Annotated in this window: 23 protein-coding genes and 1 tRNA gene; 14 read left to right on the top strand and 10 right to left on the bottom strand. The window is 67.1% G+C overall.

Annotation, left to right across the window (positions count from 1 at the left end):
• Positions 1 to 37 precede the first annotated feature (37 nt).
• The 9 genes from ACQR1L_RS20955 (at position 38) to ACQR1L_RS20915 (ending at position 8,357) form a co-directional block, all read left to right on the top strand.
• The gene (locus ACQR1L_RS20955) at positions 38 to 1,483 is read left to right on the top strand and encodes an FAD-binding oxidoreductase (RefSeq protein ID WP_434859812.1); all 1,446 of its coding nucleotides are present in this window, start codon (positions 38 to 40) and stop codon (positions 1,481 to 1,483) included.
• Positions 1,480 to 1,920 carry a DUF4383 domain-containing protein gene (locus ACQR1L_RS20950; RefSeq protein WP_434859811.1) on the top strand — a complete coding sequence of 147 codons (441 nt, stop codon included), beginning with the start codon at positions 1,480 to 1,482 and terminating at the stop codon, positions 1,918 to 1,920. The genes ACQR1L_RS20955 and ACQR1L_RS20950 overlap by 4 nt, the downstream gene beginning before the upstream one ends.
• A complete protein-coding gene (locus ACQR1L_RS20945; protein ID WP_434859810.1) occupies positions 1,917 to 3,020 on the top strand; it encodes a hypothetical protein in 1,104 nt (367 codons plus the stop codon). The genes ACQR1L_RS20950 and ACQR1L_RS20945 overlap by 4 nt, the downstream gene beginning before the upstream one ends.
• Positions 3,004 to 3,309, top strand: coding sequence for a hypothetical protein (locus ACQR1L_RS20940; protein WP_434859809.1), 306 nt, complete (start codon positions 3,004 to 3,006; stop codon positions 3,307 to 3,309). Before ACQR1L_RS20945 ends, ACQR1L_RS20940 begins: the two co-directional genes overlap by 17 nt.
• 169 nt (positions 3,310 to 3,478) lie before the next feature.
• On the top strand, positions 3,479 to 4,450 hold the full coding sequence (locus tag ACQR1L_RS20935; protein ID WP_434859808.1) for a S1C family serine protease: 972 nt from the start codon (positions 3,479 to 3,481) through the stop codon (positions 4,448 to 4,450).
• A gap of 226 nt (positions 4,451 to 4,676) precedes the next feature.
• Positions 4,677 to 5,741 (top strand): phospholipase, encoded by a 1,065-nt coding sequence (locus ACQR1L_RS20930; protein ID WP_434859807.1) that lies wholly within the window; start codon positions 4,677 to 4,679, stop codon positions 5,739 to 5,741.
• Between the two features lie 137 nt (positions 5,742 to 5,878).
• Positions 5,879 to 7,237 (top strand): hypothetical protein, encoded by a 1,359-nt coding sequence (locus ACQR1L_RS20925; RefSeq protein ID WP_434859806.1) that lies wholly within the window; start codon positions 5,879 to 5,881, stop codon positions 7,235 to 7,237.
• A 4-nt stretch (positions 7,238 to 7,241) separates the two neighbouring features.
• The gene (locus ACQR1L_RS20920) at positions 7,242 to 8,060 is read left to right on the top strand and encodes a hypothetical protein (protein ID WP_434859805.1); all 819 of its coding nucleotides are present in this window, start codon (positions 7,242 to 7,244) and stop codon (positions 8,058 to 8,060) included.
• Between the two features lie 90 nt (positions 8,061 to 8,150).
• Complete coding sequence (locus ACQR1L_RS20915) at positions 8,151 to 8,357, top strand: hypothetical protein (protein ID WP_434859804.1); 207 nt, start codon at positions 8,151 to 8,153, stop codon at positions 8,355 to 8,357.
• A gap of 66 nt (positions 8,358 to 8,423) precedes the next feature.
• Here the strand turns inward: ACQR1L_RS20915 and ACQR1L_RS20910 are convergent, their stop codons facing one another.
• The 3 genes from ACQR1L_RS20910 to ACQR1L_RS20900 all read right to left on the bottom strand — a co-directional run bounded on the left by ACQR1L_RS20910 (position 8,424) and on the right by ACQR1L_RS20900 (position 10,506).
• Entirely contained in the window at positions 8,424 to 9,086 is a 663-nt protein-coding gene (locus ACQR1L_RS20910) for a DsbA family protein (RefSeq protein ID WP_434859803.1), read from the bottom strand.
• Between the two features lie 4 nt (positions 9,087 to 9,090).
• Positions 9,091 to 9,876, bottom strand: a complete 786-nt coding sequence (locus tag ACQR1L_RS20905; RefSeq protein ID WP_434859802.1) for a sulfite exporter TauE/SafE family protein — start codon at positions 9,874 to 9,876, stop codon at positions 9,091 to 9,093.
• Between the two features lie 132 nt (positions 9,877 to 10,008).
• The gene (locus tag ACQR1L_RS20900) at positions 10,009 to 10,506 is read right to left on the bottom strand and encodes a hypothetical protein (RefSeq protein ID WP_434859801.1); all 498 of its coding nucleotides are present in this window, start codon (positions 10,504 to 10,506) and stop codon (positions 10,009 to 10,011) included.
• Between the two features lie 191 nt (positions 10,507 to 10,697).
• Between ACQR1L_RS20900 and ACQR1L_RS20895 the strand changes: the two genes are divergently transcribed.
• The gene (locus ACQR1L_RS20895) at positions 10,698 to 11,012 is read left to right on the top strand and encodes a hypothetical protein (RefSeq protein ID WP_434859800.1); all 315 of its coding nucleotides are present in this window, start codon (positions 10,698 to 10,700) and stop codon (positions 11,010 to 11,012) included.
• 82 nt (positions 11,013 to 11,094) lie between these two features.
• On the top strand, positions 11,095 to 12,180 hold the full coding sequence (locus ACQR1L_RS20890) for an AbrB family transcriptional regulator (protein ID WP_434859799.1): 1,086 nt from the start codon (positions 11,095 to 11,097) through the stop codon (positions 12,178 to 12,180).
• Here the strand turns inward: ACQR1L_RS20890 and ACQR1L_RS20885 are convergent.
• Positions 12,177 to 12,716 carry a disulfide bond formation protein B gene (locus ACQR1L_RS20885; RefSeq protein WP_434859798.1) on the bottom strand — a complete coding sequence of 180 codons (540 nt, stop codon included), beginning with the start codon at positions 12,714 to 12,716 and terminating at the stop codon, positions 12,177 to 12,179. The two genes, ACQR1L_RS20890 and ACQR1L_RS20885, sit on opposite strands and share 4 nt — an antisense overlap.
• A 171-nt stretch (positions 12,717 to 12,887) precedes the next feature.
• Between ACQR1L_RS20885 and ACQR1L_RS20880 the strand changes: the two genes are divergently transcribed.
• Positions 12,888 to 12,972: transfer RNA gene (locus ACQR1L_RS20880), tRNA-Leu, on the top strand.
• Between the two features lie 765 nt (positions 12,973 to 13,737).
• On the opposite strand, the gene ACQR1L_RS20875 is transcribed toward ACQR1L_RS20880, so the two are convergent.
• Entirely contained in the window at positions 13,738 to 15,027 is a 1,290-nt protein-coding gene (locus ACQR1L_RS20875; RefSeq protein WP_434859797.1) for a hypothetical protein, read from the bottom strand.
• A gap of 254 nt (positions 15,028 to 15,281) precedes the next feature.
• Between ACQR1L_RS20875 and ACQR1L_RS20870 the strand changes: the two genes are divergently transcribed.
• Together ACQR1L_RS20870 and ACQR1L_RS20865 are read left to right on the top strand one after the other, a co-directional pair.
• Positions 15,282 to 15,404, top strand: coding sequence for a hypothetical protein (locus tag ACQR1L_RS20870; protein ID WP_434859796.1), 123 nt, complete (start codon positions 15,282 to 15,284; stop codon positions 15,402 to 15,404).
• Between the two features lie 193 nt (positions 15,405 to 15,597).
• Positions 15,598 to 15,876 carry a hypothetical protein gene (locus ACQR1L_RS20865; RefSeq protein ID WP_434859795.1) on the top strand — a complete coding sequence of 93 codons (279 nt, stop codon included), beginning with the start codon at positions 15,598 to 15,600 and terminating at the stop codon, positions 15,874 to 15,876.
• Positions 15,877 to 16,044: 168 nt separating this feature from the next.
• Here the strand turns inward: ACQR1L_RS20865 and ACQR1L_RS20860 are convergent, their stop codons facing one another.
• The 5 genes from ACQR1L_RS20860 to ACQR1L_RS20840 all read right to left on the bottom strand — a co-directional run bounded on the left by ACQR1L_RS20860 (position 16,045) and on the right by ACQR1L_RS20840 (position 22,387).
• Entirely contained in the window at positions 16,045 to 16,287 is a 243-nt protein-coding gene (locus tag ACQR1L_RS20860) for a hypothetical protein (RefSeq protein ID WP_434859794.1), read from the bottom strand.
• Positions 16,288 to 16,450: 163 nt separating this feature from the next.
• Positions 16,451 to 17,677, bottom strand: coding sequence for an MFS transporter (locus ACQR1L_RS20855; RefSeq protein WP_434859793.1), 1,227 nt, complete (start codon positions 17,675 to 17,677; stop codon positions 16,451 to 16,453).
• Between the two features lie 148 nt (positions 17,678 to 17,825).
• Positions 17,826 to 19,253 (bottom strand): DUF6880 family protein, encoded by a 1,428-nt coding sequence (locus tag ACQR1L_RS20850; protein ID WP_434859792.1) that lies wholly within the window; start codon positions 19,251 to 19,253, stop codon positions 17,826 to 17,828.
• Between the two features lie 16 nt (positions 19,254 to 19,269).
• Complete coding sequence (locus tag ACQR1L_RS20845) at positions 19,270 to 19,959, bottom strand: substrate-binding domain-containing protein (protein ID WP_434859791.1); 690 nt, start codon at positions 19,957 to 19,959, stop codon at positions 19,270 to 19,272.
• Between the two features lie 391 nt (positions 19,960 to 20,350).
• Complete coding sequence (locus ACQR1L_RS20840) at positions 20,351 to 22,387, bottom strand: NAD(+) synthase (protein WP_434859790.1); 2,037 nt, start codon at positions 22,385 to 22,387, stop codon at positions 20,351 to 20,353.
• Positions 22,388 to 22,472 lie beyond the last annotated feature (85 nt).

Here is a 22,472-nt window from a genome sequence, read left to right as displayed (position 1 = left end):
TGGCGTAGACTCCCAATCAGTCAGGAGTGCGCACGCCATGATCTCACGACGACGGTTTCTCGGCACCGCAGCCACGGCTGCGGCGCTGCCCCTGGCGCGGATGCCGGGGGCGCGCGCCGAGCCGCGCACAATCCTCAACGACGCCAGCCGGCTTAACCCGACGCCCGTCGCCAAGCATGTCGTGATTTCGAAGCCAGCAACCGACGATCTCATCGCGCGGCTGCGCGCGGAGCTGAAGGAGGCTGCCGCCGCGAAGCGGCCGGTGACCGCCGCCGTCGCCCGGCATTCGATGGGCGGCCAGAGCCTGCCACGCGACGGCACCGCCATCACGCTCGACGGCGGCGCCATCGAGCTCGACACGGCGGCACGGACCTATCGTACCGCCGCCGGCAACCGCTGGTGGGACGTCATCGCCACGCTCGACGCCAAGGGCTTCTCGCCCGCCGTGATGCAGTCCAACAGCGATTTCGGCGTCGGCAGCACGTTCAGCGTCAACGCCCATGGATGGCCGGTGCCGTACGGCCCGTTCGGGTCGACGGTGAAATCGATCCGCATGCTGCTCGCCGACGGCACGCTGGTGCAGTGCTCGCGCACCGAGAATGCCGAGCTGTTCGGCCTTGCCATGGGCGGCTATGGCCTGTTCGGGATCATCGTCGACCTCGAGGTCGAGATGGTGCCGAACGTGCTGCTGGAGCCGCGCTTCGAGCGCATGGCGCCGGAGACGTTCGCGGAGGCGTTCACGCGCAGCATCGATGGCGATCCCAACGTGAAGATGGCCTATGGCCGGATGTCGGTGTCGCGCAAGGCATTCTTCGATGACGCGCTGCTCGTCAGCTTCCGCCCCGCGCCGGATGCGCCCGCGACGCTGCCGCCGGTGGCGAGCTCGGGCAAGCTGACCGGCGTCGCGAACACGATCTATCGCGCGCAGACCGGCTGGGAGGTCGCCAAGGGTCTGCGCTGGTTCATGGAGACGCGGCTCGGCCCCGCCATCTCCGACAGCCACTACACGCGCAACTCGCTGATGGCCGAGCCGGTCGCGAACCTCGCGCAGAAGGACATGCACCGCACCGACATTCTGCATGAATACTTCGTCGCGCCCGAGCGGTTCGGCGAGTTCCTCACCGCCTGCCGCGAGATCATCCCGAAGGCGCGCGCGGAATTCCTCAACGTCACCCTGCGTTACGTCGCCGAGGACAAGACGCCGGCGCTGACCATCGCGCCGGTGCGCCGCATCGCGGCGGTGATGTCGTTCTCGCAAGTCACCTCGCCGGAGGGCGAGGTCGACATGCTGCGCACGACGGAAGCCCTCATCGACCGCATCACCGCGATTGGCGGCGCGTTCTATCTGCCGTATCGTCTGCATGCGCGCCGCGACCAGGTCGAGAAGGCCTATCCGGCCGTTGCGCGCTTCGTCGCCGCCAAGCGGCACTATGATCCGAACCTTCTGTTCCGCAACGCGATGTGGGACGCCTATTTCGCATGACGACCTCAGCCGACGGATTCTCCCTGGACCGCTATCGCATCGCAGCCCTCGCGCTCGCCGTGGCGCTGCTGTTCGCCGCGGCGACCGACTACATCCCCGCCTTCATCGATGCGCAGGGCCGCGTCTTCGGCCTGTTTCAGCTCGACATCTACAAGGACGCGCTGCATGTCGCCTCCGGCCTGTGGGCGCTCGGCGCGATGCTGTCCCGCCGCAGCGCCATCTTCTTCCTGCGCGTCTTCGGCTCGCTGTATTTCCTCGACGGCGTGATGGGTGTGTTCACCGGCTCCGGCTATCTCGATCTGTCCATCATCATCGACGGCATCCGCAACACGTCCTGGCTGGTGAAGCTGCTCTCCAGCCTGCCGCATCTCGCGCTGGGCGCGATCGGTATAGCTGTCGGCTGGTCGCCCTGGCGCAGGCAGGCCGCCATCGCATGAGCCTGCGTCGCAAAGCCCTGGTTCTTTTCGGTGCCCTCGCCGCGGCCGCCGCGATCGGCATCGCGACCACCGTGGCCACCGTGGAGACGGTGTGCACGGCGGACGTGCCGACCCCCGCCGTGACTTCGGACTACGGAATCACCGATCCCGGCTACGCCCGTTCGCAGGGCGACAGCTTCCTGACCTTCCCCGAATGGTACATCGTCCACGCCTATCGCGATCTCGCCGATGTCACCGGCCAGAGCTCCGAGTCGCAATTCCATTACCTGACGAGCATCAGCGGTTTCTGGCGCAGCCTGTGCCGGGCGACACGCCAGGCGGCGGGATCCGGTCCCGCGACATCGGACCAGAAGCTCACCAACTACGTCATTGGCTTCAGCTTCACCGCCGAGATGGCGCTGCAGGGCGGCTATGAGAAGACCATCGGCGCGCTCAGCGCGGAGACCACCGAAGGCGTCAAGACAGCGGAGGACGCGTTCAACCTCGCTTTGCTGAAGGACTACGCGGCGTTTCTCTATCAGACGCCGTGGTATCGCTATCCCTTCGCCGCCAAGCTCCATCAGTTCTGGCGCGAGACACCCTTCGTGCCATCGCTGCGCTCGGTCGAGCGCCGGTTCTCCCTCAGCCTGCAATATGCGGGACGGGCCGCCTACGCCGCGATCATCGGCTATGCTGCGGGATACGATCCGGCCGTCCTGACGATCCGGAGCGTCGTTACCGGCCTGCCTGCGGCCGAGCTGGCCGCCATCCCCGGCGTGAAGGTGATCCGCGAGGTCACCGACAGCAAGGGCGGCAAGGGCGTGCTGGTCGAGACCGAGCGCTACGCCAAGTTCGACGCCTTCGCGCGGGAGCTCGGACGGCATCCCGGCGCCGCGTTCGGCGAGGTCGCCGGCAACCACCGCATCCTGGTGACCATCGTCATTCCGCCCGGCGACGGCCGGCTGGCAGCTTTCGACGGGCTGCCTATATTCAGTGTCCCGGTCCAGTCCCGTCCCGGCGCGCGCCGCATCGGCGTCGACGTGCCGGTCCGGTCGCTGGTTCAGGACATCGCCCGTTTCGACGCCGCCGGATATACGTTCGAGCATGCCTACGACTATTGATCGGTCCCAGCCGGCCCGCTCCGTCCCCGTCATGGGCGCGGCGGCGGTCGCCGTGGCGTGGTTTGCCGGCATGGCCGCCATGACGCTGCTGATCAAGCCCGAGGCCGTCGTCGTCTTCGGCCCGTCGGACCGCATGATTCCCGCAATCGTCGCCTCCGATGGAGCCTTGCTCGATGCCGGGCGTTTCCACGTCTCGGCACGGCCGGGGGCCACGACGATCGGCAGCCTCTACGCTGCCGGCGCCTGGCTGGTCTGGCCGATCATGGGCAAGCGCTGCGGACGCCTCTAGTCACCGCGTGGCGGGCGCTGGGTTTTCCGACACTCGGGCGGACGCCCCTGGAACTGGCGCCGCCGCGCAAAGATGTTAAGCTCGCGGTCACGCTGAGGCGGTCACGCGACACAGAACAGACGCCTGGTCGACGCTCCCTCCGGGGAGGGTCGACTGGCAGGAGAACGAAATGCCTTCTTTGACCGAATGGAAAGTGCCGTTTGCCTTCCAGCCTCGTGCCGAAGACTATCAGTACGACCTCGACCACGTCTTGTCCTCGATCGTGGGCCTGCATGCCATCATCCCGCCGGATGCCTTCAGCGCGGAAACGCTGGGCACCGAGCGCGCCGGCAACGCCGTCGTCATCGACGACGGGCTGGTGCTGACCATCGGCTATCTGATCACCGAAGCGGAGTCGGTCTGGCTGCACCTCAATGATGGCCGGGTAGTGCAAGGTCATGTGCTCGGCTTCGACTTCACGACCGGCTTCGGCCTGGTGCAGGCGCTGGGACAGCTGGATCTGCCGGCGCTGCCGCTCGGATCGTCGGCCGAGACGAAGATCGGCGACCATGTCGTGCTCGGCGGCGCCGGCGGCCGGACGCGCTCGGTGGCAAGCCAGATCATCGCCAAGCAGGAATTCGCGGGCTATTGGGAGTATCTGCTGGACGAGGCGATCTTCACCCATCCCGCGCATCCGAACTGGGGCGGCACCGGACTGATCTCGGCGAAGGGTGAATTGATCGGGATCGGCTCACTGCAGCTCGAGCGCGAGCGCGATGCCAAGGCCGAGCACGTCAACATGGTGGTGCCGATCGATCTGCTGAAGCCGATCATCGATGACCTGCGCCGCTTCGGCCGCGTCAACAAGCCGGCCCGTCCCTGGCTTGGCATGTACGCGACCGAGGTCGAGGACCGCGTCGTCGTGATCGGCGTCTCCGACAACGGACCGGCGGCGCGCGCCGAGCTCAAGGCCGGGGACGTGATCCTCGGCATCAACGGCGACAAGGTCACGAGCCAGAGCGAATTCTATCGCAAGCTCTGGGCGCTCGGCGCAGCCGGGGTCGATGTGCCGCTGACGGTGCATCATGAGGGCGTCACCTTCGACGTCACCATCGCCTCGACCGATCGCGCCAAGCTCTTGAAGGCGCCGCGGCTGCACTGAGCGGGCAGGCGCGTCGCGCGGCACATCCCGCCGCAGTTCGGCCACAACTTCGACATGAAGCCTCCTGCGTCGGCTCAATTCATCAGCAAACGCTGACAGCCTTCGCGCGCGTGTTGACTTGGGCGAGCCGCGTCACGACATTGCCGCATCGCGCGACGAGCGGCGTGCCGAGATGATGATTGCCCGTGGGTGAGACGACCTGCCCCGCTGGATCCAGGAGACCTGCATGACGGATGCCGTGGTGGATGACATTCTCATCGTGTTGCCGCCACTGCTGCAGTCGCTCGAAGCCCTGTCCTACGTCGCCCGCTACCTGAACCCGCCGGACTTCGACCGCGTGATGTCAGAGATCGGTGATCCCGACCACGCGCTGCAGGTCGCGCGCGCGCATCTGACGTCATGGCCGGCGGACTTTTCCCACATCCGGATCGCCTTCGATACCGCAGCCGATGCGGCGCTGATGTCGTTCGCGGGCCTGCGCGCGGTGCAGGGCGGACAAGGCGATCTCGTCGACGTGTTCAGGGCCCTTCGCCAGCTGCCGCGCGCCCTCGAGGCGCTGTTCCCGCTTGCGGCGACACTGCCGCCCCTGAGCGAATTCTTCCTCGAACCGGCTATCGGCGCGAACGACGCGCTACGGCAGCTGCTGGCGACCTCCGCCGGCAAGGACGCCGTGTTTCACGATCACAACGAGATCGGCAATCGCGGCGGCTTTTCGCTGTATGTGCCGGAGTACTACACGGCTGATCGCGCCTGGCCGCTGGTGATGGCGCTGCATGGCGGCAGCGCCAACGGCCGTGATTTTCTCTGGGCCTGGATGCGTGCTGCGCGCAGCCTCGGCGCCATCCTGGTGGCGCCGACCGCGACGGGGCCGACCTGGGCTCTGATGGGCGAGGACGCCGATACGCCGAACCTGATCCGCATCCTCGATCTCGTACGCAGCCGCGTCGCCGTCGATCCCGCCCGCATGTTGCTGACCGGAATGAGTGACGGCGGCACCTTCTGCTATGTCAGCGGACTGCAGGCCGGCTCGCCCTTCACCCACCTCGCGCCGGTGGCCGCGACGTTCCATCCTCTGATGGCGCAGATCGCCGATCGCGATCGCCTGCGCGGCCTGCCGATCCAGATCGTGCACGGCCGGCTCGACTGGATGTTCCCGGTCGAGATCGCGCGGCACACGCGCGATGCGCTGGCCAAATCGGGCGCTGAGTTGATCTATCGCGAGATCGACGATCTCAGCCATTGCTACCCGCGCGAAGCCAATGTCGAGCTGCTGCGCTGGCTGATGCGCTGAGGCGCGCTGCGCCCGACATGGCCGATCGGTAATGCCGGGGACACAATCTCGGCGGATTTTGTTCTCATTGATAGCAGCCTAGCCATACAGCGGGGGCGCTGCACAGGGGCGGTCATGAGGCCGCCAAAGGTCCGCTTATGCCCTCGCCTGCCGCGTCCGTTGCGCAAGTCTCGTCTGCCCGCTCCGCCACGTCCGTCGTGCTCGCCGACGGCGTGAACCGCCTCGAGGTCACGCTCAAGCTCACGACCGCGATCCTGGCGCTGGCTGCCGGCGTCTACACCTATCTCGGCGTCCGCGAGCTGCTCAACGGCAGTCCCACGACGGTGTTCTTCGCCGCAGTGATCTATTCGGTCGCGGTCTCCGTCGGCATCTACGCCTTCTGGGTGTTCATGATGCAGTTCATGCCGCATGTGACCAGCCTGATGGGCCGGCTGCTGATGGGCGGCTGCATGCTGCTGGGCTCGCTGATGATCGTCGCAATGTCGTCCTGGCTGAATGCTTCGGCGCTGGCCGGCGCCGCCGCCATCCAGCAGCATCTCGCCATCACGGTGCAGAACTACACGCGCGATCTCGATCGTGCCAACAGCCAGGCGATCGCGGCACAGAGCCTGCTGCCGGACATCCAGCTCGCCTCCTCGCGCTTCGCCAAGCTTGCCGACGCCGAGCGCGCCGGCTCGCTCACCGGCACCTCGGGCTCCGGCACCGTGGTCCAGCTGCTGACGCAGATGTCGACGCAGCTCGATGGCCTGGGGCAGCAGGTGCAGGACTCCGGCAAGCGCGTCTCCGCGCTGTACGAGCAGGGCAGCAAGAGCCTCGCCAAGATGCGCGAGCTGATCTCCGACCGCGGCCCGATCGCGACACGCAGCGACGCCTTCGCCACGGAGTCGCTGACCTTGATGGGCGTGATCGCCAATCTGCAGCAGACGTCGGTGGCGCCCGCGGTCAAGCGCGCCGCGACCTCGCTCACGGCCGGCTTCATCGCGCCTGCCGCAGGGGGACGCAGCGGCGATCTCGCGGAGCGGCAGACCGCCGTGGTCGGCAAGGTGGAGGGCGCGATCGCGACGCAGGCCGCCTCGCTCGCGGATGCCGCCGACAAGATCCTGGCCCTGCCCCGCATCGAGCCGACGAGGTTCCAGTCGCTGTCCCCCGCCGAGGCCGTGCTGCGCTACGCCGGCGACTTCATCCCGAGCTGGGCCGGCGCGATCTCGATCGACCTGATGCCGGCGGTCCTCGTGCTGATCCTGTGCGTCGTCCATGCCGCCATCCGCCGCGAGGGCCTGCCGGCCGTGAGCGCGTCGAGCCTGACGGCGAGCGATCTCGTCACGGCGCTGCAGATCGCGCGCGAAGTCGAAGACGCGCGGCGCGCAGCGGAGGCGCGGCCGGTCGTCGGGCCGGGCGAGCCGGCGGTTGCGCCGCCTGCCGAGCCGCAGCCCGCGACAGCCAACGCGGCCGACGAGAACGTCACCACTTTGTCGTCGGCACGGATCGGGAAGTAGTTGCGTGGCCTCCGCCCTGAACCAGCGCGTTCACGCCTGGCTCGCCGGCAATCCGGACGAGAGCATCCTGCGCTGGGTGTTCCGCAGCATTGTCGTCGTGACCGTCGCAGTGCTGGCCGCGGACCTGCTCGAGATGAATGCGCCGCACGCACTCCCCGATGCGGCCCCGCCTCAGCTCGACGTTCAGCGCGAGCCGGCGGACACGCCGACGGATACCCCTTCCGTTCTGGCGCCGCTGATGAAGCGGCTGATGCCGCTGCCGCAAGGCGATCGCGCCCTGCAGCAACCGATCACATTCGAGCTGCGTGGTGCGGGCCGCCTCTACGCGACCGGCACGATCACGCCGGGCAGCGCGCGCGCCTTTGCCGACACGGTCGAGCGCTACGGCGAGTATATCAAGACGGTGGTGCTGAACTCGCCGGGCGGCTCGGTCGCCGACGCGCTCGCGATGGGGCGCCTGATCCGAACGAAGAAGTTCGCGACCGAGGTGGAGGCAGGGAAATACTGCGCCTCGTCCTGTCCGCTCATGTTCGCCGGCGGCGTCGAGCGCCGCGCCGGCGAGAAGGCGGTCATCGGCGTGCATCAGATTGCCGCGGTCCCTTCCGCCGCAACAGTGCGGTCCGGCGACGACATGAGCGTGGCCCAGAACGTCTCCGCGCGCTGCCAGCGTCATCTCGCCGACATGGGGATCGATCTCAAGGTCTGGGTGCACGCGATGGAGACGCCACATGACCAGCTGTTCACATTCAAGCCGGACGAGTTGAAAGCACTCAATCTCGTCACGGCGATGCCGGATTCCCGTCCCGAAAAACCTCGCAGTTAGTTTGTCAGGTCCGGCTTGAACCTTCCGCCGCGACGGCGGAACCAAGCCTGGACGGCGGCGTTATCGGCCGTCACACTGGAGAACATGACTATGCGGACGTTCGTGGGAATGATCCTTGGCGCGCTCCTTCTCGGGTTCGGCGTCTATATCCATGATTCGATGCAGACGTCTGAAGTCGCCAACGGCGCCTCGGCGCAGACGCGCCGGACGATCGTGAACTGGGACGTCGCCTCGGACAGCTGGAATTCGCTGAAGACCCGCGCGCATGACGACTGGGTGCGCATCTCGTCGAAGTAATCAGCACGACCGATCCTTATCTGACAGGCGCCTCGACTCCGGTCGGGGCGCCTTTTGCGTGTCCAATCAGTTCGCCGCCTTGGCCTTGCGTGCGTCGGCGATGACCTGCTCGAACTGCGCCATCGTCAGCACGCCGGGGACCCTGAACTTGCCGACGATGAAGGACGGCGTGCCACGGAAACGCAGGCCACGCGCCTGGCTGTCGTTGCGGGCGAGCATCGCGTCGATCGCCTTGCTATTGGCGGAGAGGTCGCGCTTGGCGCGATCGACGTCGATGCCGCCCTCCGCGAGCAGCTCATCGATGCGCGACTCCGTCAGCTTCGAGCTGGTGCCGATCAGCGCCTCATGCGCCTTCGCGTATTTGTCCTGATATTTGCAGGCCAGCGCCATCCGCGCCGCAGCGACCGAGGCCGGGCCCAGGATCGGCCATTCCTTCAGCACCCAGCGCACCTTGCCGTCGTCGTGCACGACCTGCTGCAGCTCGGGGTCGAGCTTGCGGCAATACGGGCAATTGTAGTCGAACCATTCGACGATCGCGATGTCGCCGGCGGCATTGCCGAGCACCGGCGCATCGGGATCGCGCAGCACCGAGGCTTCGTCAGGCTCGTCGGCTCCCTGGGCGCGGGCCATGCCCGGCCACGACGCCAGCGCGGCGGCCGCACCAAGGAGTTGGAGGACGCCGCGCCGGCTGGCGGTCAGCGAAGTGTCGTCCGACATGCGGCGTGTCATCAAATCAGCTCCAGATGTGCAGCAGGCTGCGGGTCAGCATATACAGCGCCACCGCTGCGATCACGACCGAAAACACGATGTTCAGCGCGCCGCGCCGCTCCGAGAGATGGCGCGCCAGCCGGGTGCCGGCAAGGCCCCCGGCGATACCGCCAGCGATGAACAGTCCGGCAAGATCCCAGGCGACCAGGCCGGACCACGCATAGCTCGCCGCCGTGGTGAGACCGAACGTGGTCACCGCGACCAGCGACGAACTCACTGCATTCATGATCGGCATGCCCGTCGCCGCCATCAGCGCCGGCACGATCAGGAAGCCGCCGCCGATGCCGAAGAAGCCGGACAGCGTGCCGGTGGCGAGACCGAAGCCGAGGATCGCCGGCACATTGGCCATGCTCATCTTGACGTCGGGGATGCCGATGCGCGCGCGCGTCTTCAGCATCAGGAGCGCGATCACCATCATCACCAGCGCGAACAGCGCCAGCAGCTTCTGACCGTCGACCATCTTGCCGAGCAGCGAGCCGGTGAAGGCGCCGACGATGCCGGCCGCCGCGAACAGCGCCGCGATCGGCCAGATCACGGTGCCCCCGCGCGCGTGATTGGCGAGGTTGATCGCGGCATTGGTGGCGACCGCGATGGCGCTGGATCCGATCGCGATGTGCGGCTCCGGCACGCCGACGACATAGACCATCAGCGGCACCGCCAGCACCGAGCCGCCGCCGCCGACGAGGCCGAGCGAAAACCCGACCATCGCGCCGCACAACAGACCGAGCACGCCTTGAAGAGCAGAGATCATGGCCGGAGCAGATTCATGTCCCGGCCATCAAGGCAAGCCCCAAATTCACCGGAGCAGCAATGCCGTTGCGATTCGGAGAAGCGGCCGGAGGCGTCACGCCTCCGGCCAGTGAAGATGCTGCGCTGCGTCGGCTCAGGCCGCGCCCTTCAGCTTCTTGGTGCATTCGCTGAAGTAGCCGCCGCCCTTCTGGATCCACTTCAAGCCGCCATTGGCGTTGGTGGCCTTGTTGGCGTTGTACTGATCGACGCACGTATGCATGCGGGCCGTGCCCGGTTTTTCCTTGGCGTATTTCTGATCGACCGCAGTCGGGAACACGGCCGGGCCGCTCGGCGCCGGAGCCGCTTCCTCCTTGGCGGCCGACTTGGCCTCCTTGGCGGGCTTCGCCTCGGCAGCGGGTGCCGCCGGAGCAGCGGCCGGTGCCGCGGCGGTGGCGTCGCTGCCGCACTGGGCCTTGCGGAAGTCGTTCCACTTCTGGCCGTTCAGCGTGCCGGCGTCCTTCGCCTGCTTGTACTTGGCGCTGCATTCCTGCGCCGTCAGCGCCTGCGCCGGCGCGGCGGCGAACGTCGCGAGGCCGATCGCGGCCAGTGCAGCGAGCGACGGAGCAACCAACGATTTTGCGTGAAAACTCATCCCAGATCTCCCTGTGGAGCATGTTGAATGGGACTATGATACTAGCGAGCCGCCCGCGCACGACAAAGCAGGCGGGAGCGTGGCGTCGCGAAAATATAATTTGCCTCGCGCGACGATCCGGATCATTCCATTCACACCGGGTTCAGCATCGCCGGACATCGCGCCGGACCGTTTCAATCGAGGACTTCTGCATGAAATTCACTGCCCGCGCGGCGCTCGCAGCCGCCGCCATCGCCACCCTGTTGGCCGCGGGTCCCGCCTGGTCGCAACCTGGATTGACGCTGCCAAACCGTCCCGACGCCGCCACCGACAAGTTCTCGACCCTCGACAAGACCACGCGCCGGACGATCTCGATGGCCTGCTCGAAGGAAGCCGACGAACAGGGCATCTTCCGCGGCAAGGCCCGCGGCAAATTCCGCTCCGCCTGCAAGCAGGAGAAGGCGGCGGCACTCACAGCGCCGGCTTCGGCTCCCGCGGCTCCGGCAGCGCCCGACAAGCCGAAATGATCGGGACGGCGGCCGCGCGCGCATGGCCCCTCGGCGGCCGCGTTCATTGTTCCGCAACGCAGGCTTTGGCATATAGCCCAGCGTGCGCCAGATCATCTCCTCCCTCCCCTTCGAGCTGCCGGACCGCGCCAAGACCTTGAGCGCGCTCGAGACGCTCGCGCTCGGCACCGCCGGCGGCCTGATCTTCCTGTTCGCCCATCTGCCGGGCGGCCTGATCTCGGGCGCGATGATCGCGACCGGGATTGCCGCCATCGCCGGCCGCCCGCTGGCGATGCCGCCGATCCTGACCCAGACGATCCTGCTGCTGCTCGGCATCTCCATCGGCGCGATCGTCTCGCGCGAACTGATCACCCATGTCAGCGCCTATCCGGTGACGATCGGCCTGCTGGCGCTCGCGACGTTCTGCTCGACCTTCGGCTCCAGCCTGTATCTGCAGCACGTCCACGGCTGGGACCGCACCTCGGCGCTGCTCGCCGGCAGCCCCGGCGCGCTGTCGCAGATCACGCTGCTCGCGGTCGAACGCGGCGCCGATCTGCCGGCGATCGCGGTGGTGCAGACGCTGCGCGTCATCATCCTGACCGCAGCGCTGCCGCTGGTTCTGGCCATCGCCGGCGTTGCGCCGGCGGCGCCGGTCTCGCTCGACCAGAGCGTCGCCTCGCCGCTCGGCCTGCTCGTGCTGCTGGTGGCCTCGCTGGTCGCCGCCATGCTGATGCAGCTGATCAAGTTTCCGGCGAGCTGGCTGTTCGGCGCGATGGTTGCCAGCGGCGTCCTGCACGGCACTGGCCTCGTCGAAGGCGGCCTGCCGGACTGGATGCGAGGCGTGGCGCTGATCGGCATCGGCGCCCTGATCGGCAGCCGCTTCGCGCGGATGCGGGTCAAGACCCTGGTCGGACATCTCAGGGCCGCGCTCGGCTCGTTCGCGATCGCGGTGGCGATCTCCGCCGCCTTCGTGACCGTGATCGTGCTGACGACGCATGTGCGCTTTTCCGACACCATCGTCGCCTTCGCGCCCGGCGCGATGGACGCCATGATGGCGCTGGCGCTGACCCTGCACATCGACCCGATCTTCGTCGGCGCGCATCACCTCTCGCGCTTCGTCTTCGTCACCATCGCCACCCCCGGTATCGTCCATCTGTTCGGACGGCCGCAGGAGGACGTCGACGATTAGGCGGCAGCCGTCTTGCGGGTGAGGCCCCAGCCCGCGATCGCGGCGATGAAGAGCGAGATCAGCACGCTGTAGCCGGCCAGCGAGAGGCCGAGGAAGCGGAATTGCACCTCGTCGCAGCGCACGACATGGACGCTGTCCAGCCGATCCAGCAGCGTGCCGGCGCTGCCGAGATTGCCGATCGGCCCGGTGCATTCGGTCGGCCCCGGCCAGAAGCCCCATTCGACGCCGGAATGGTAGACGCCGAGCCCGGCATTGCCGAGCGCCGCCAGCGCGATCAGGCCGAGGCCGGCGAGCACGAGCACGCGTGGCGCGCCGCCTCTCGCGGCCAGCGCAATGACCAGCCCGAGCGGCACGATCGCGTAATAGGCCCAGCGCTGCTTGAGGCAGAGCTCGCAGGGCTGCAGGCCCCAGACCAGCTGCATGTACCAGGCGCCGGCCAGCGCGGCCGCGGAGATGCCGGCCGCGAGCAGGGCGGCGGTCACGGCGGGGCTGATGCGCCCGGCCGCCGGGTGGGCCATCACGGAGGTCTGGGTCATCGGTCCCTCGCACATGTCGCCGGCCTCGCGCCGGCGCCGTTCCGGCTCCTACTCCGGCCCGCGAAAGCTGTCGAGATGAGACGCCATCACGTCCGTGCGGGTTGACCCCGCCCCGCCGCCCGCTATAGTCCGGCCCGCTTCGCTGGTTCCTGCACAGGGTCCATCGCGAATGCCCCTGTGGCGGAACTGGTAGACGCGCTCGACTCAAAATCGAGTTCCGCAAGGAGTGCTGGTTCGATTCCGGCCAGGGGCACCACGCTTCGCCCTGCGGGCTACGCGTGGCGCAGCCGCGCAGGAGCCCGCAGGGCGAAGCGTGTCCGGCGAAGCCTCTTGGCGAAGCCGGACGTTTGAGCCCCCCAAGTCTCGCTTGAGCCGCGCTCTCGCATCTCGGATCAACACTGTCAAACAGCCACGCGCCGTCAACCACACGGTCGCTCCACACATGCGCACGCACTCTCGCGGCTTGTTCAGCCCGAGCGATGCATCCGTCGCACGCCTCGAAACACATCAGAGGCGCAGGGAGAGCCGGACCTCGACTGAGGCCCGTGGCCCGCCTGCGGAAAAAATGCAGGCGGCAGGTACCACAGGTCCAGCCGGACAGACCCGACCCTCCCTGCGCGCTGGTTTTAACGGTGTCCTTCGTGCTCTCCTTGGGGACCGGCTTTTTGCCCCCATCGCCCGCGCCTGCCGTCGAGCAACGACACGGACTTGACCTCAGCACCGGGAGGCCGGGACCACACGACTTCTCCGTCCGCGACACGAGCGCTCGTCCGGCGCCGCATCCACGTCCATCGCAGCCCACCTCCACGTATCGTGACGACGCGTACGCCCTCTGCATCGAGGCGGAATGCAGGGAGTAGAACATGATTTTCGGAAAAATAGTAGTGGAATATTTTTGCAGGAAGCTCTTGAACGGAGGCGAGCGATTGCCGCAGCGAGCGAAATTGGCCGTCCGGCGCAGTTCACTCACCTGCTGCCTTGCAGGCTGCTTCTATGGGGACCAAGCTCCTTTCGCAGAGCCTCACGCCGCTGGCGGTGTCGACCAGGACAGCTCGCCTTTCTGATTCCAGAACGACTCCGTCAGTGACGCGCCGTTGAGCTTCAAGGTGGCGTAGCCATTGGTAACGAAATAGCTTTCGCCCGGTCCCACAACCTGGCTTTCGAACCAGAGCACGTTGTTGGATTGGCTCAGATCGGAGGCGACACCCCAAGGGATGCAACCATGCCCACAGCACCGCGGATAGATGGTGATCCCATTGATCGATTGAGGTCTGTACACCGCGCCCGCATGCACATGGCCCCAGTACCACAAGACGCTTTGGCTGGCGGCAGCCGGGAGCTGTTGCAAGCACCGTGTCACCTGCTGCCATAGCAAATAGGGATCGTCAGCCGCCGTCGGGATCGACCCGTCCAGGTTCAAGCCGTTGTGGTGCGTGAGCAGGATCAGGCGTTGCCCGGCCGTGAGCTGAGAGATCTGCTGCTGCAGAAACTGCAACTGGCCGCCGTCCGGGCCCAAGCTGCCGATCATGTAACCAGGGAAGTCTTCGAGCTGGTTGTCCGGTGCATAATAAGCGGAATCGAGACCGACGATGCGGAACGAGTTGTTGTAGAGCGCGAAGCAATTGCCGCCCTGTGCCGAGAACGGTGCCTGAGCCAGAGCCGAGGCGTAGCCGGTGGCGTGAGCATACATTTCGTGATTGGAGTTGAGCGTAAACGATCTCCCGACGGCGCCTGGCCAAACGTCGACGAGGTTCGTCGACTCGTAGGGGTCCAGAATGTCGCCGCCGTTGGTGCCCGCATAGTAGACGTCGCCGAGGTGAATCAAGTAATCGGAAAGCTTTGCGGCAGCACCGACCGCCAAGGCTGGCGGGTTCGCTCCGCCCCAATCGCCGAGAAGGGCCAGCGTGGCGCTGTCCGGAATCTGAATTGTTTTGCCGACCGCGAACGGTGGCGTCGAGCCTTCGGTCAACACCATCGCCGGGAAGCAATAGGCCCACCCGGGATCCGTGGAGTCAAAATCGACGCCGCCGAAATAGACCTGGCCATCCGGCCCAACATTGGTGAAGAAGTCGGCCGGAGCCGCAGCGCCCGGCGCGAGCATTTCGCCGTCGAGGTCGTCATTGAGCAGACGGTGCAATGCCGCGAGTTCGCGAGGAGCCGGACGCAAGACGGCCGCGACTGCCTTGCTCCGCGCCGCCAGAGCATGGTTGTGAGCGTCGAGCATCTTCAGCTGCAGCTTCGGCTTTTTTTCCGGTGGCACCTTGGCCCAGGCTGCTCTCACCTGCTGCCGCAATCGACTGAGATCCTTCATGGGTCGCTCCTCCCGCTGAACAACGTTGTCTTGTTCGATTCGAACGGCGGCGTCCGAACGGCCGGGCACAGGCAAAGAAAACTTTAGATGATAAGATATAGCGGAACAATCAAAAGTAGAGTACTGTGCGACACCGGGGCGAGGGATGGCAGCTCCAGAAGCTTGACCGGGCAGCGCCGACGAGGGCCGAACTTCGACCCGGATCCACCCGGCCTCTGCGAGCCGCTTTGGCCATCGCGATCAGGATTCCTCCGATGCCCGCACTGTCACGTGACTTCGACCTGCACTCCGATTCGGAACGCCTGCGCGTGACGATCGATCTTCCGGCGAAGGAAACGCTGCCGCGTGTGCCGTCGCTGCACGGCGCTGGCCTCTAGAACTTCACACGGATGGACTACCTCGCCGCGCATCTCGTCAAGCTAGGCTGGGGACCGTCCGTTCGACTTCTCCGGACATCGCGACAGCTCGGGCAAGATGAGCGGGTCGGGCTTCGCGAAGCGAATGCACGAGGAGTCGGTCGTGGCGGTCGAGCTCGATTAGACCACAGCACCGGTCCTGATCGGGACCAGCATGGGAGAGCATCTGGCGTCGCGCCTCAGCGAAGAGCTGAAGCCGTCACATCTCGTCCTGTTCTGTCCGGCGGCGTACGGCGCCGCCACCGAGGCGAACACCTTCAGCCCTGCATTCACCGACGCGCTCAGACGACCGGGCTCCTATCGCGACTCGCCGGCCTACGCGGCGATCAGCAGATACGAGGGCCGCTTCACCCTCATCATCGGTGCGGAGGACGAGATCATTCCGGGCGAGGTGATCGACCTCTATCTGACAGCGGCAAAGCGCGCAGCGTAAGGCTGGAACGCATTCCCGGCGCGCCACGCCCGATCCACCGCTGGGCCGTCAAGACTGAGGATGCCGACCGTGTCGTGCTCTCGATCGTCGAAGACGAACTGGGACGATAGCTCCGATCGGACAGCTCCTGCAAAGAGCCATCCGACGGGAGCCTCGCAATCGCGCCAACTACTTCCCCATGCTCCCCGCCTGGTTCGTGCCCGGGCCGACATTGCCCTGGCTCGACGAGGTGGAATCGCGACCGGACTTCATGTTGCCGCCGCCGGGCTGCATGTTGGCGCCGGTGGTCTGCGACGAGTTCGTCGACATCGACGACTGATGCTTCTTGTGGTGCTTGGCTTCGGCGGCGAACGGCGCGGCGGCGAAGCTGAGGGCGACGAGCGTGGCGAGGGCGAGCTGAGTCTTCTTCATGGATCCGATCTCCATCGGGTTGAAACGACACGCTCGCCCAACCCGCTGCTGACGACCGCGTTCCGGATCACCGATCAAGCGTCGGTGTGCGCTGGATCTGCCTGATGAGGAACGGAATGCTGTTAGTCGTGGCGCAGCGGGCGATTGCTGCTTCGCAACAGGCTCACGCCGTGGCCTGCACCGGCGCCGCCGCCGGCTGCGTTTTCGGGAACGGCCTGAACGTCATCATCATCAGGACGGCGCCGAGGCCCATCACCCAGGAGCCGACATAGAGCCACGTGTAGCTGGCAAAGCTGTCATAGATCAGGCCGCCGGCGAGCGGGCCGGTCGCCATGCCCAGGCTGCCGGCCATCGCGGTGCCGCCGATCACCGTGCCCATGATGCTCTGCGGAAAGTTGTCGCGCGCGATCGATGCGTAGAGCGGCATGGTGCCGGCATAGAGGAAGCCGAAGGCCGCGGCGACCGCGTAGAACGCGGCGAGATCGCGCACGGCGACATAGGCGAGCGCGCCAAACGCCTGCGCCAGCAGGCCGAGGACGAGCACGCGCTTGGCGCCGAAGCGGTCGCCGAGCAGGCCGAAGGCGATGCGGCCGCCGAGGCCGGCAAGGCCCTCGATGCTGTAGATCGTCACCGCCGCCATCAGCGGGATGCCGCAGGTGACGGCGTAGCTGACGGTGTGGATGATCGGGCCGGAATGCGTTGCGCAGCAGAAGAAGTTGGTGGCGAGCAGGATGAGGAACTGCGGCGAGCGCAGCGCCGCCGATCGTGTCATCTCGGCCGGCGCGGCGTCAGGCCCAGCCGCGAGGACGGCGCCGGGCGCGGACAGAGGCGGGCGGCCGACCAGCAGCGAGGTCGGGATCATGATGGCGGCGACGATGGCCGCGATGCACTGCATTGCGGTGCGCCAGTCATAGGTCGAGACGAGCCAGGCCGCGAGCGGCGACATCGTCATCGGCGCCACACCCATGCCGGCCGACACCAGGGAGACCGCGAGGCTGCGATGGGTGTCGAACCAGCCGGTGACGGTCGCCATGACCGGCGGAAAGATCGCCGCGGTCGCGACGCCCGCGATCAGGCCGAACAGCAGTTGGAACATCAGCAGCGATGATGTCAGGCTGGCCAGCAGAAGACTCAACGCGAGCAGGGTCGAGCCGATCAGCAGCACGGGCCGCGGACCGATGCGGTCGGACAGCGTGCCCCAGGCCATGCTGGTGCAGGCCATCGCCAGGAAGCCGATCGTCAGCGCGCTGGAGATGCCCGCGACCGACCAGCCGGTCGCGGCGGCCATCGGCTTGAGGAACACCGGCAGCGAGAACAGGCCGCCGACGGCGACGCAGCCGAGCACGCCTCCCGCCGCCACGATCACCCAGCGATAGCGAGATGCGTTCATCGGTCGTCTCCGTTCTACCCGGCTCTTTCGGGAAGACGTGTGGATTAGCGCCGAGACGACACGGAACCGCATTTTTTCTGGGCGACCGTGCGGAACCGCAGGATATCGCGGTCAATCGCTGCGACATCACGCGATCGAACGTTCCGCGTCAACTCATCAGGTCCCAGAAGCTCGCCTTGCGGCCATGCTCGAACTTCAGGCGCGCGAGATAGGCCGCGTGCGGCTCGACAGGGCCGAAATCCGCGATGACCGCAGCGAGGCTGCTGCATTCGAGCAGATCGCGGGCGGCATGACGATAGCGGCTGGTGCGGCTGCCCTGCAGCGTGTCGTCGATCATCGCGCGCAGCAGCAGCGTGGCGGCAAGCGGATGCTTGCCGGCGAGCGCATCAGCGGCCGGGGCGAGCACGTGATAGGCCTCGCCGTTCAGCTCGCGGCTGCGCGCCAGCACGAGCTTCGCGGCGCGATCCAGCGCCGGCCAGCGGATCAGGAAGTCGAGCGCCCATATCAATCGCGGGAACTGTTCGACGTGATCGAGCGCGCGCCGCTCGGCCTCGACGTCGTCGAAGTCCGGCAGGCGCTTGAGATGAGCGCGCAACTGCCGTGCGTCGAGGCTGCGCGCAAAGCAGGCCCAGCGCGCGGCCTGCGCCTCCTCGCCACGTCCGAGGCCGTCGAGCACCTCGATGCGCGCATCCTCCCAATCCGGATCGGGACGGCTCGGATTGCGAAGCTCGGCGGCGTCGAGGACCTGCAGCGCCTCCGTGGCCCGCCCGGCCGAGAGCAGCCGCAGGGCGATATAGGCCGCGATCTCCGACCGCCTGCTCTCCTCCTCGTCGAATTGCGCGATGTAGAGGTCGACGTCATGGGTCGCATCCGCGATGGCCAGCAACGCTGCGCGGCAATTGCTGCTGCGGCGGTGCTGCTCCGCCTCCTGCTCATAACGGGCATCGCTGCTGCCCCAACCCGCGGCCCTGCGTTGGGTTAGCGAGGGGCGTTCGACCGGTGTCTTGGCGAATTCGACGAAGCGCTGTTTGAGATGCGCAAGCCCGCGCTCGCCGAGCGCCGGGGCCACCGTCTCGATCAGATCGCCATATTGTGCATAGGCATTGCGGTCGAGAGCGATGAAGACGCGGTCGGCCAGGGCGATGGGATCGGCCTTGGCGGCCTCAGCCAGCGGGCCGAGATCGGCGCAGGCCGCGCAGAAGATGTCGTGAAGCACGCCGTCGCTGTCGTCACAGCGGCTGAGGACGCCGTTCGCCAGATCCATGAACTGCCACATCAGCTCCAGCGCCGCCGATGCGTCGTGTTCCGCGACCTGCTTGGTGATGCTGCCGCGCAGCGCCTCGAGATCGCCGGCCAGCGGGCGCAGCTTGTTGCGCTCGAGGAAGGTCGTGGCGCGGGCGATCTGCGTCATCCGCTTGCGCAGCTCGGTTGCGACCTTGGCCGGGGTCGCGACCTCGAGCTTCAGGCGCCGCTTGATCGCCGCATCGCGCTCGGCGACCTCCAGCAGCAGCTCGGCGAGGCGCTGCGCCCCGAGCTGCTCCAGGGCCTTGGCAGTCAGCGGCGCGCTGGAGACCATGGCAGTCCTCTCTGGCTCACACGGGGGTCATGCCGTGCTGGCGCTTTGTCTCGGCGGTCTCGTCCGAGACGAGGTATTCGATGAAGGCGCGCGCGGCGTCCGCGTGCGCGCCGGCCTTGCAGAGCGCGGCTGCGAACACCGTGCCCGGCTGCAGCGCTTCGGGCAGCAGGCCTACGATGTCGATGCCGGGGGCGCCGAGCATCTCGCTGAGCTGCTGGAAGCCGACATCGACCTCGCCATCGGCGAGGAGTTTTGCCACGGGAATTCCGGGCTTGGCCTGCACCAGCCGCGAGGCGCCGTCGCCCTCCAGGCCCCAGTCGCGGGCGAGCTTCTGGACATGGGTGCCGCTCGGGCCGGTGGAGATGCCGATCGCCTTGGCGGTCTCCATCGCCTTGCGCACGGCGGCCTCGTCGAGCGGATCGGGTTTTGCAGCGCCCGCGCGCACCGCCATCGCCATCGGCGATTCCGCGATCTCGATGATGCTGCCGGCGACCAGATGGCCGTCGGCCTCGAGCTTCTGCAGCGCGTCGGAGGCCAGCACCGCGAAGTCGAACGCTTCGCCGGCGCGGATGCGCTTGGCGGCATCGACGCCGCCGACGGATTCGATGGTGATCACCTCCCCGGTCGCCTCCTCATAGGCGGCCGCGAGCTCGGCGAGGATCTGCCGGGTCGCCATCGAGGAAATGCCGGCGGCGGTGACGCTCATGGGAGACTCCGTTGGACGAGAGAATTGCAGCGCTCCGAGACGACGCGCTGCGACGTCTTATCGGTATGGCAAGCGGGGCCGCGGGGCAAGGCAGAGGGATGCGACGTCATCGCGGCGAGCGCCGCTGCGCTCCCTCTCCCCGTTCTTCACGGGGAGAGGGTTGGGGTGAGGGGCAGCGGCATCGGCGGTGTTCATGGGGCACGATTGCGATGAAAACGCTTCGGAAGGTCGACTACATCGCAGATTTCTTGCTGCAGAAGGAGACTCCGGTCTCATAACTAAGTCTGCTCGTGGGGCTGCCCCTCACCCCGACCCTCTCCCCGTAAGAACGGGGAGAGGGAGCGCACTGCCCGTGCTGAGACATCGCGCCTCGTCGTCCAAACCGCAGCCCCTACTTCGGCACGCTCTCCAGGTCCTCCAGCCACGCTGCGGCATTGCCGTCGGACGGCGCGCGCCAGTCGCCGCGGGGGGACAGCGCTCCGCCCGCCACCACCTTCGGGCCGTTGGGCATCGCCGAGCGCTTGAACTGGCTGAAGGCGAAGAAGCGCTTGAGGAACACCTCGAGCCACTTCCTGATGTCGCCGAGCGCATAGGCGTTGCGCTTGTCATCCGGGAAATGCGGCGGCCAGGCGCCCTCGCGCGCGTTCTTCCAGGCGTGATGCGCCATGAAGGCGATCTTCGACGGGCGCAGGCCGTAGCGCAGCGTGTAGAACAGGTTGAAGTCCTGCAGCTCATAGGGGCCGATCGCGGCCTGCGTGCTCTGCGGCGTCTCGCCCTCCTTCACCGGCACAAGCTCCGGCGAGATCTCGGCGGAGAGCACGGCTTCCAAGGTGCGGTCGACATCGGCCGAGAACTGATGCGAGGCGATGACCCAGCGGATGAGATGCTGGATCAGTGTCTTCGGCACGCCGGCATTGACGTTGTAATGCGCCATCTGATCGCCGACGCCATAGGTACACCATCCGAGCGCCAGCTCGGAGAGATCGCCAGTGCCGAGCACGATCCCGCCGCGGTCGTTGGCCAGGCGGAACAGATAATCGGTGCGCAGGCCTGCCTGCACGTTCTCGAAGGTGACGTCGTAGACCTCCTCGCCGCGGCCGAAGGGATGGCCGATGTCCTTCAGCATCTGCGTCGCCGCGGGGCGAATGTCGAGCTCGGCGGCGCTGACCTCGAGCGACGTCATCAGCGCATGCGCGTAGGACTTGCTCTGCGCGCCCGTGGCGAAGCCCGGCATCGTATAAGCGAGGATGTTGGTGCGCGGCAGGCCGAGCAGGTCCATCGCCTTGGCGGCGACGATCAGCGCATGCGTGGAATCGAGGCCGCCGGAGACGCCGATCACGATGCGCTTGGTGCCGGTGGCGCGCAGCCGCTGCGTCAGGCCGGCGACCTGGATGTTGTAGGCCTCGTAGCAGTCCTGATCGAGCCGCGCGGGATCGCTCGGCACGAACGGAAAGCGCTCGATGCTGCGCCGGAAGCCGATGTCGGCCTCCGTCGGCTGCAGCTCGAAGCCGATGCGGCGCCAATGCACGCCCTGGTCTTGCGCGCGCGCATTGTCGTCAAACGTGCCCATCAGCGCGCGCTCCTGCCGCAGCAGGTCGAGATCGACGTCAGCGAAGATGGTCTGGCCGGTCTGGCGGAAGCGCGCGCTCTCGGCGAGCAGCGCGCCGTTCTCGAAGATCGAGGTCTGGCCGTCCCAGGCGAGATCGGTGGTGGACTCACCGACACCGGCGGCGGCGTAGATGTAGGCGGCGAGGCAGCGCGCGGAGGTGGAGCGGCACAGCAGCGAGCGTGACTCGGCGCGGCCGACAGTGATCGGACTGCCGGAGAGATTGGCGAGCACGGTGGCACCGGCGAGCGCGAGCTCGGAGGCGGGCGTGACCGGGACCCACATGTCCTCGCAGATCTCGACGCCGATCACGAGGCCGGCGACATCGGCGGCGGCGAACAGCAGGTCGGTGCCGAACGGCGCCATGGTTTCGGCGACCTCGATCATCTCGCCGCGGATGCCGGCGCCGGAGGCGAAGTGGCGGGCTTCGTAGAACTCGCGATAGGTCGGCAGATAGCTCTTCGGAATGACGCCGAGCACCTCGCCGCGATGGATCACGACGGCACAATTGTAGACGCGGTGCGCAAAGCGCAGCGGCGCGCCAACGATCAGCACCGGCATCAGATCGTGCGAGGCCTCGACCAGGGTGAGCAGGCCACGTTGCACGGCGTCGAGCAGCGGATCCTGCTTGACCAGGTCCTCGATGGCGTAGCCGGACAGGCACAACTCGGGGAAGACCGCGACCGCCGCGCCGTTGTCGTGGCAGGCGCGTGCGGCCGCCAGGATCGCCGCCGCGTTGGCGGTCGGATTGGCGACGCTGGATGCGGTGACGCAGGCGGCGACGCGGGCAAAGCCATGGCGGTAGATCGAATGGAAGTTCATCGGGCAGTCCATCTCCTGTCGCCTGATCATAAGACATGTTCCATGACGGGAGCCATGACAAGGGCGGCAGGTCAGCACCGCCGCA

The organism is Bradyrhizobium sp. HKCCYLR20261 (assembly GCF_051168435.1).
In the GTDB taxonomy this organism is placed as follows: Bacteria; Pseudomonadota; Alphaproteobacteria; order Rhizobiales; family Xanthobacteraceae; genus Bradyrhizobium.
Note: the sequence above shows the minus strand (reverse complement) of the source record. Positions and strands in the feature narration are given on the sequence as shown.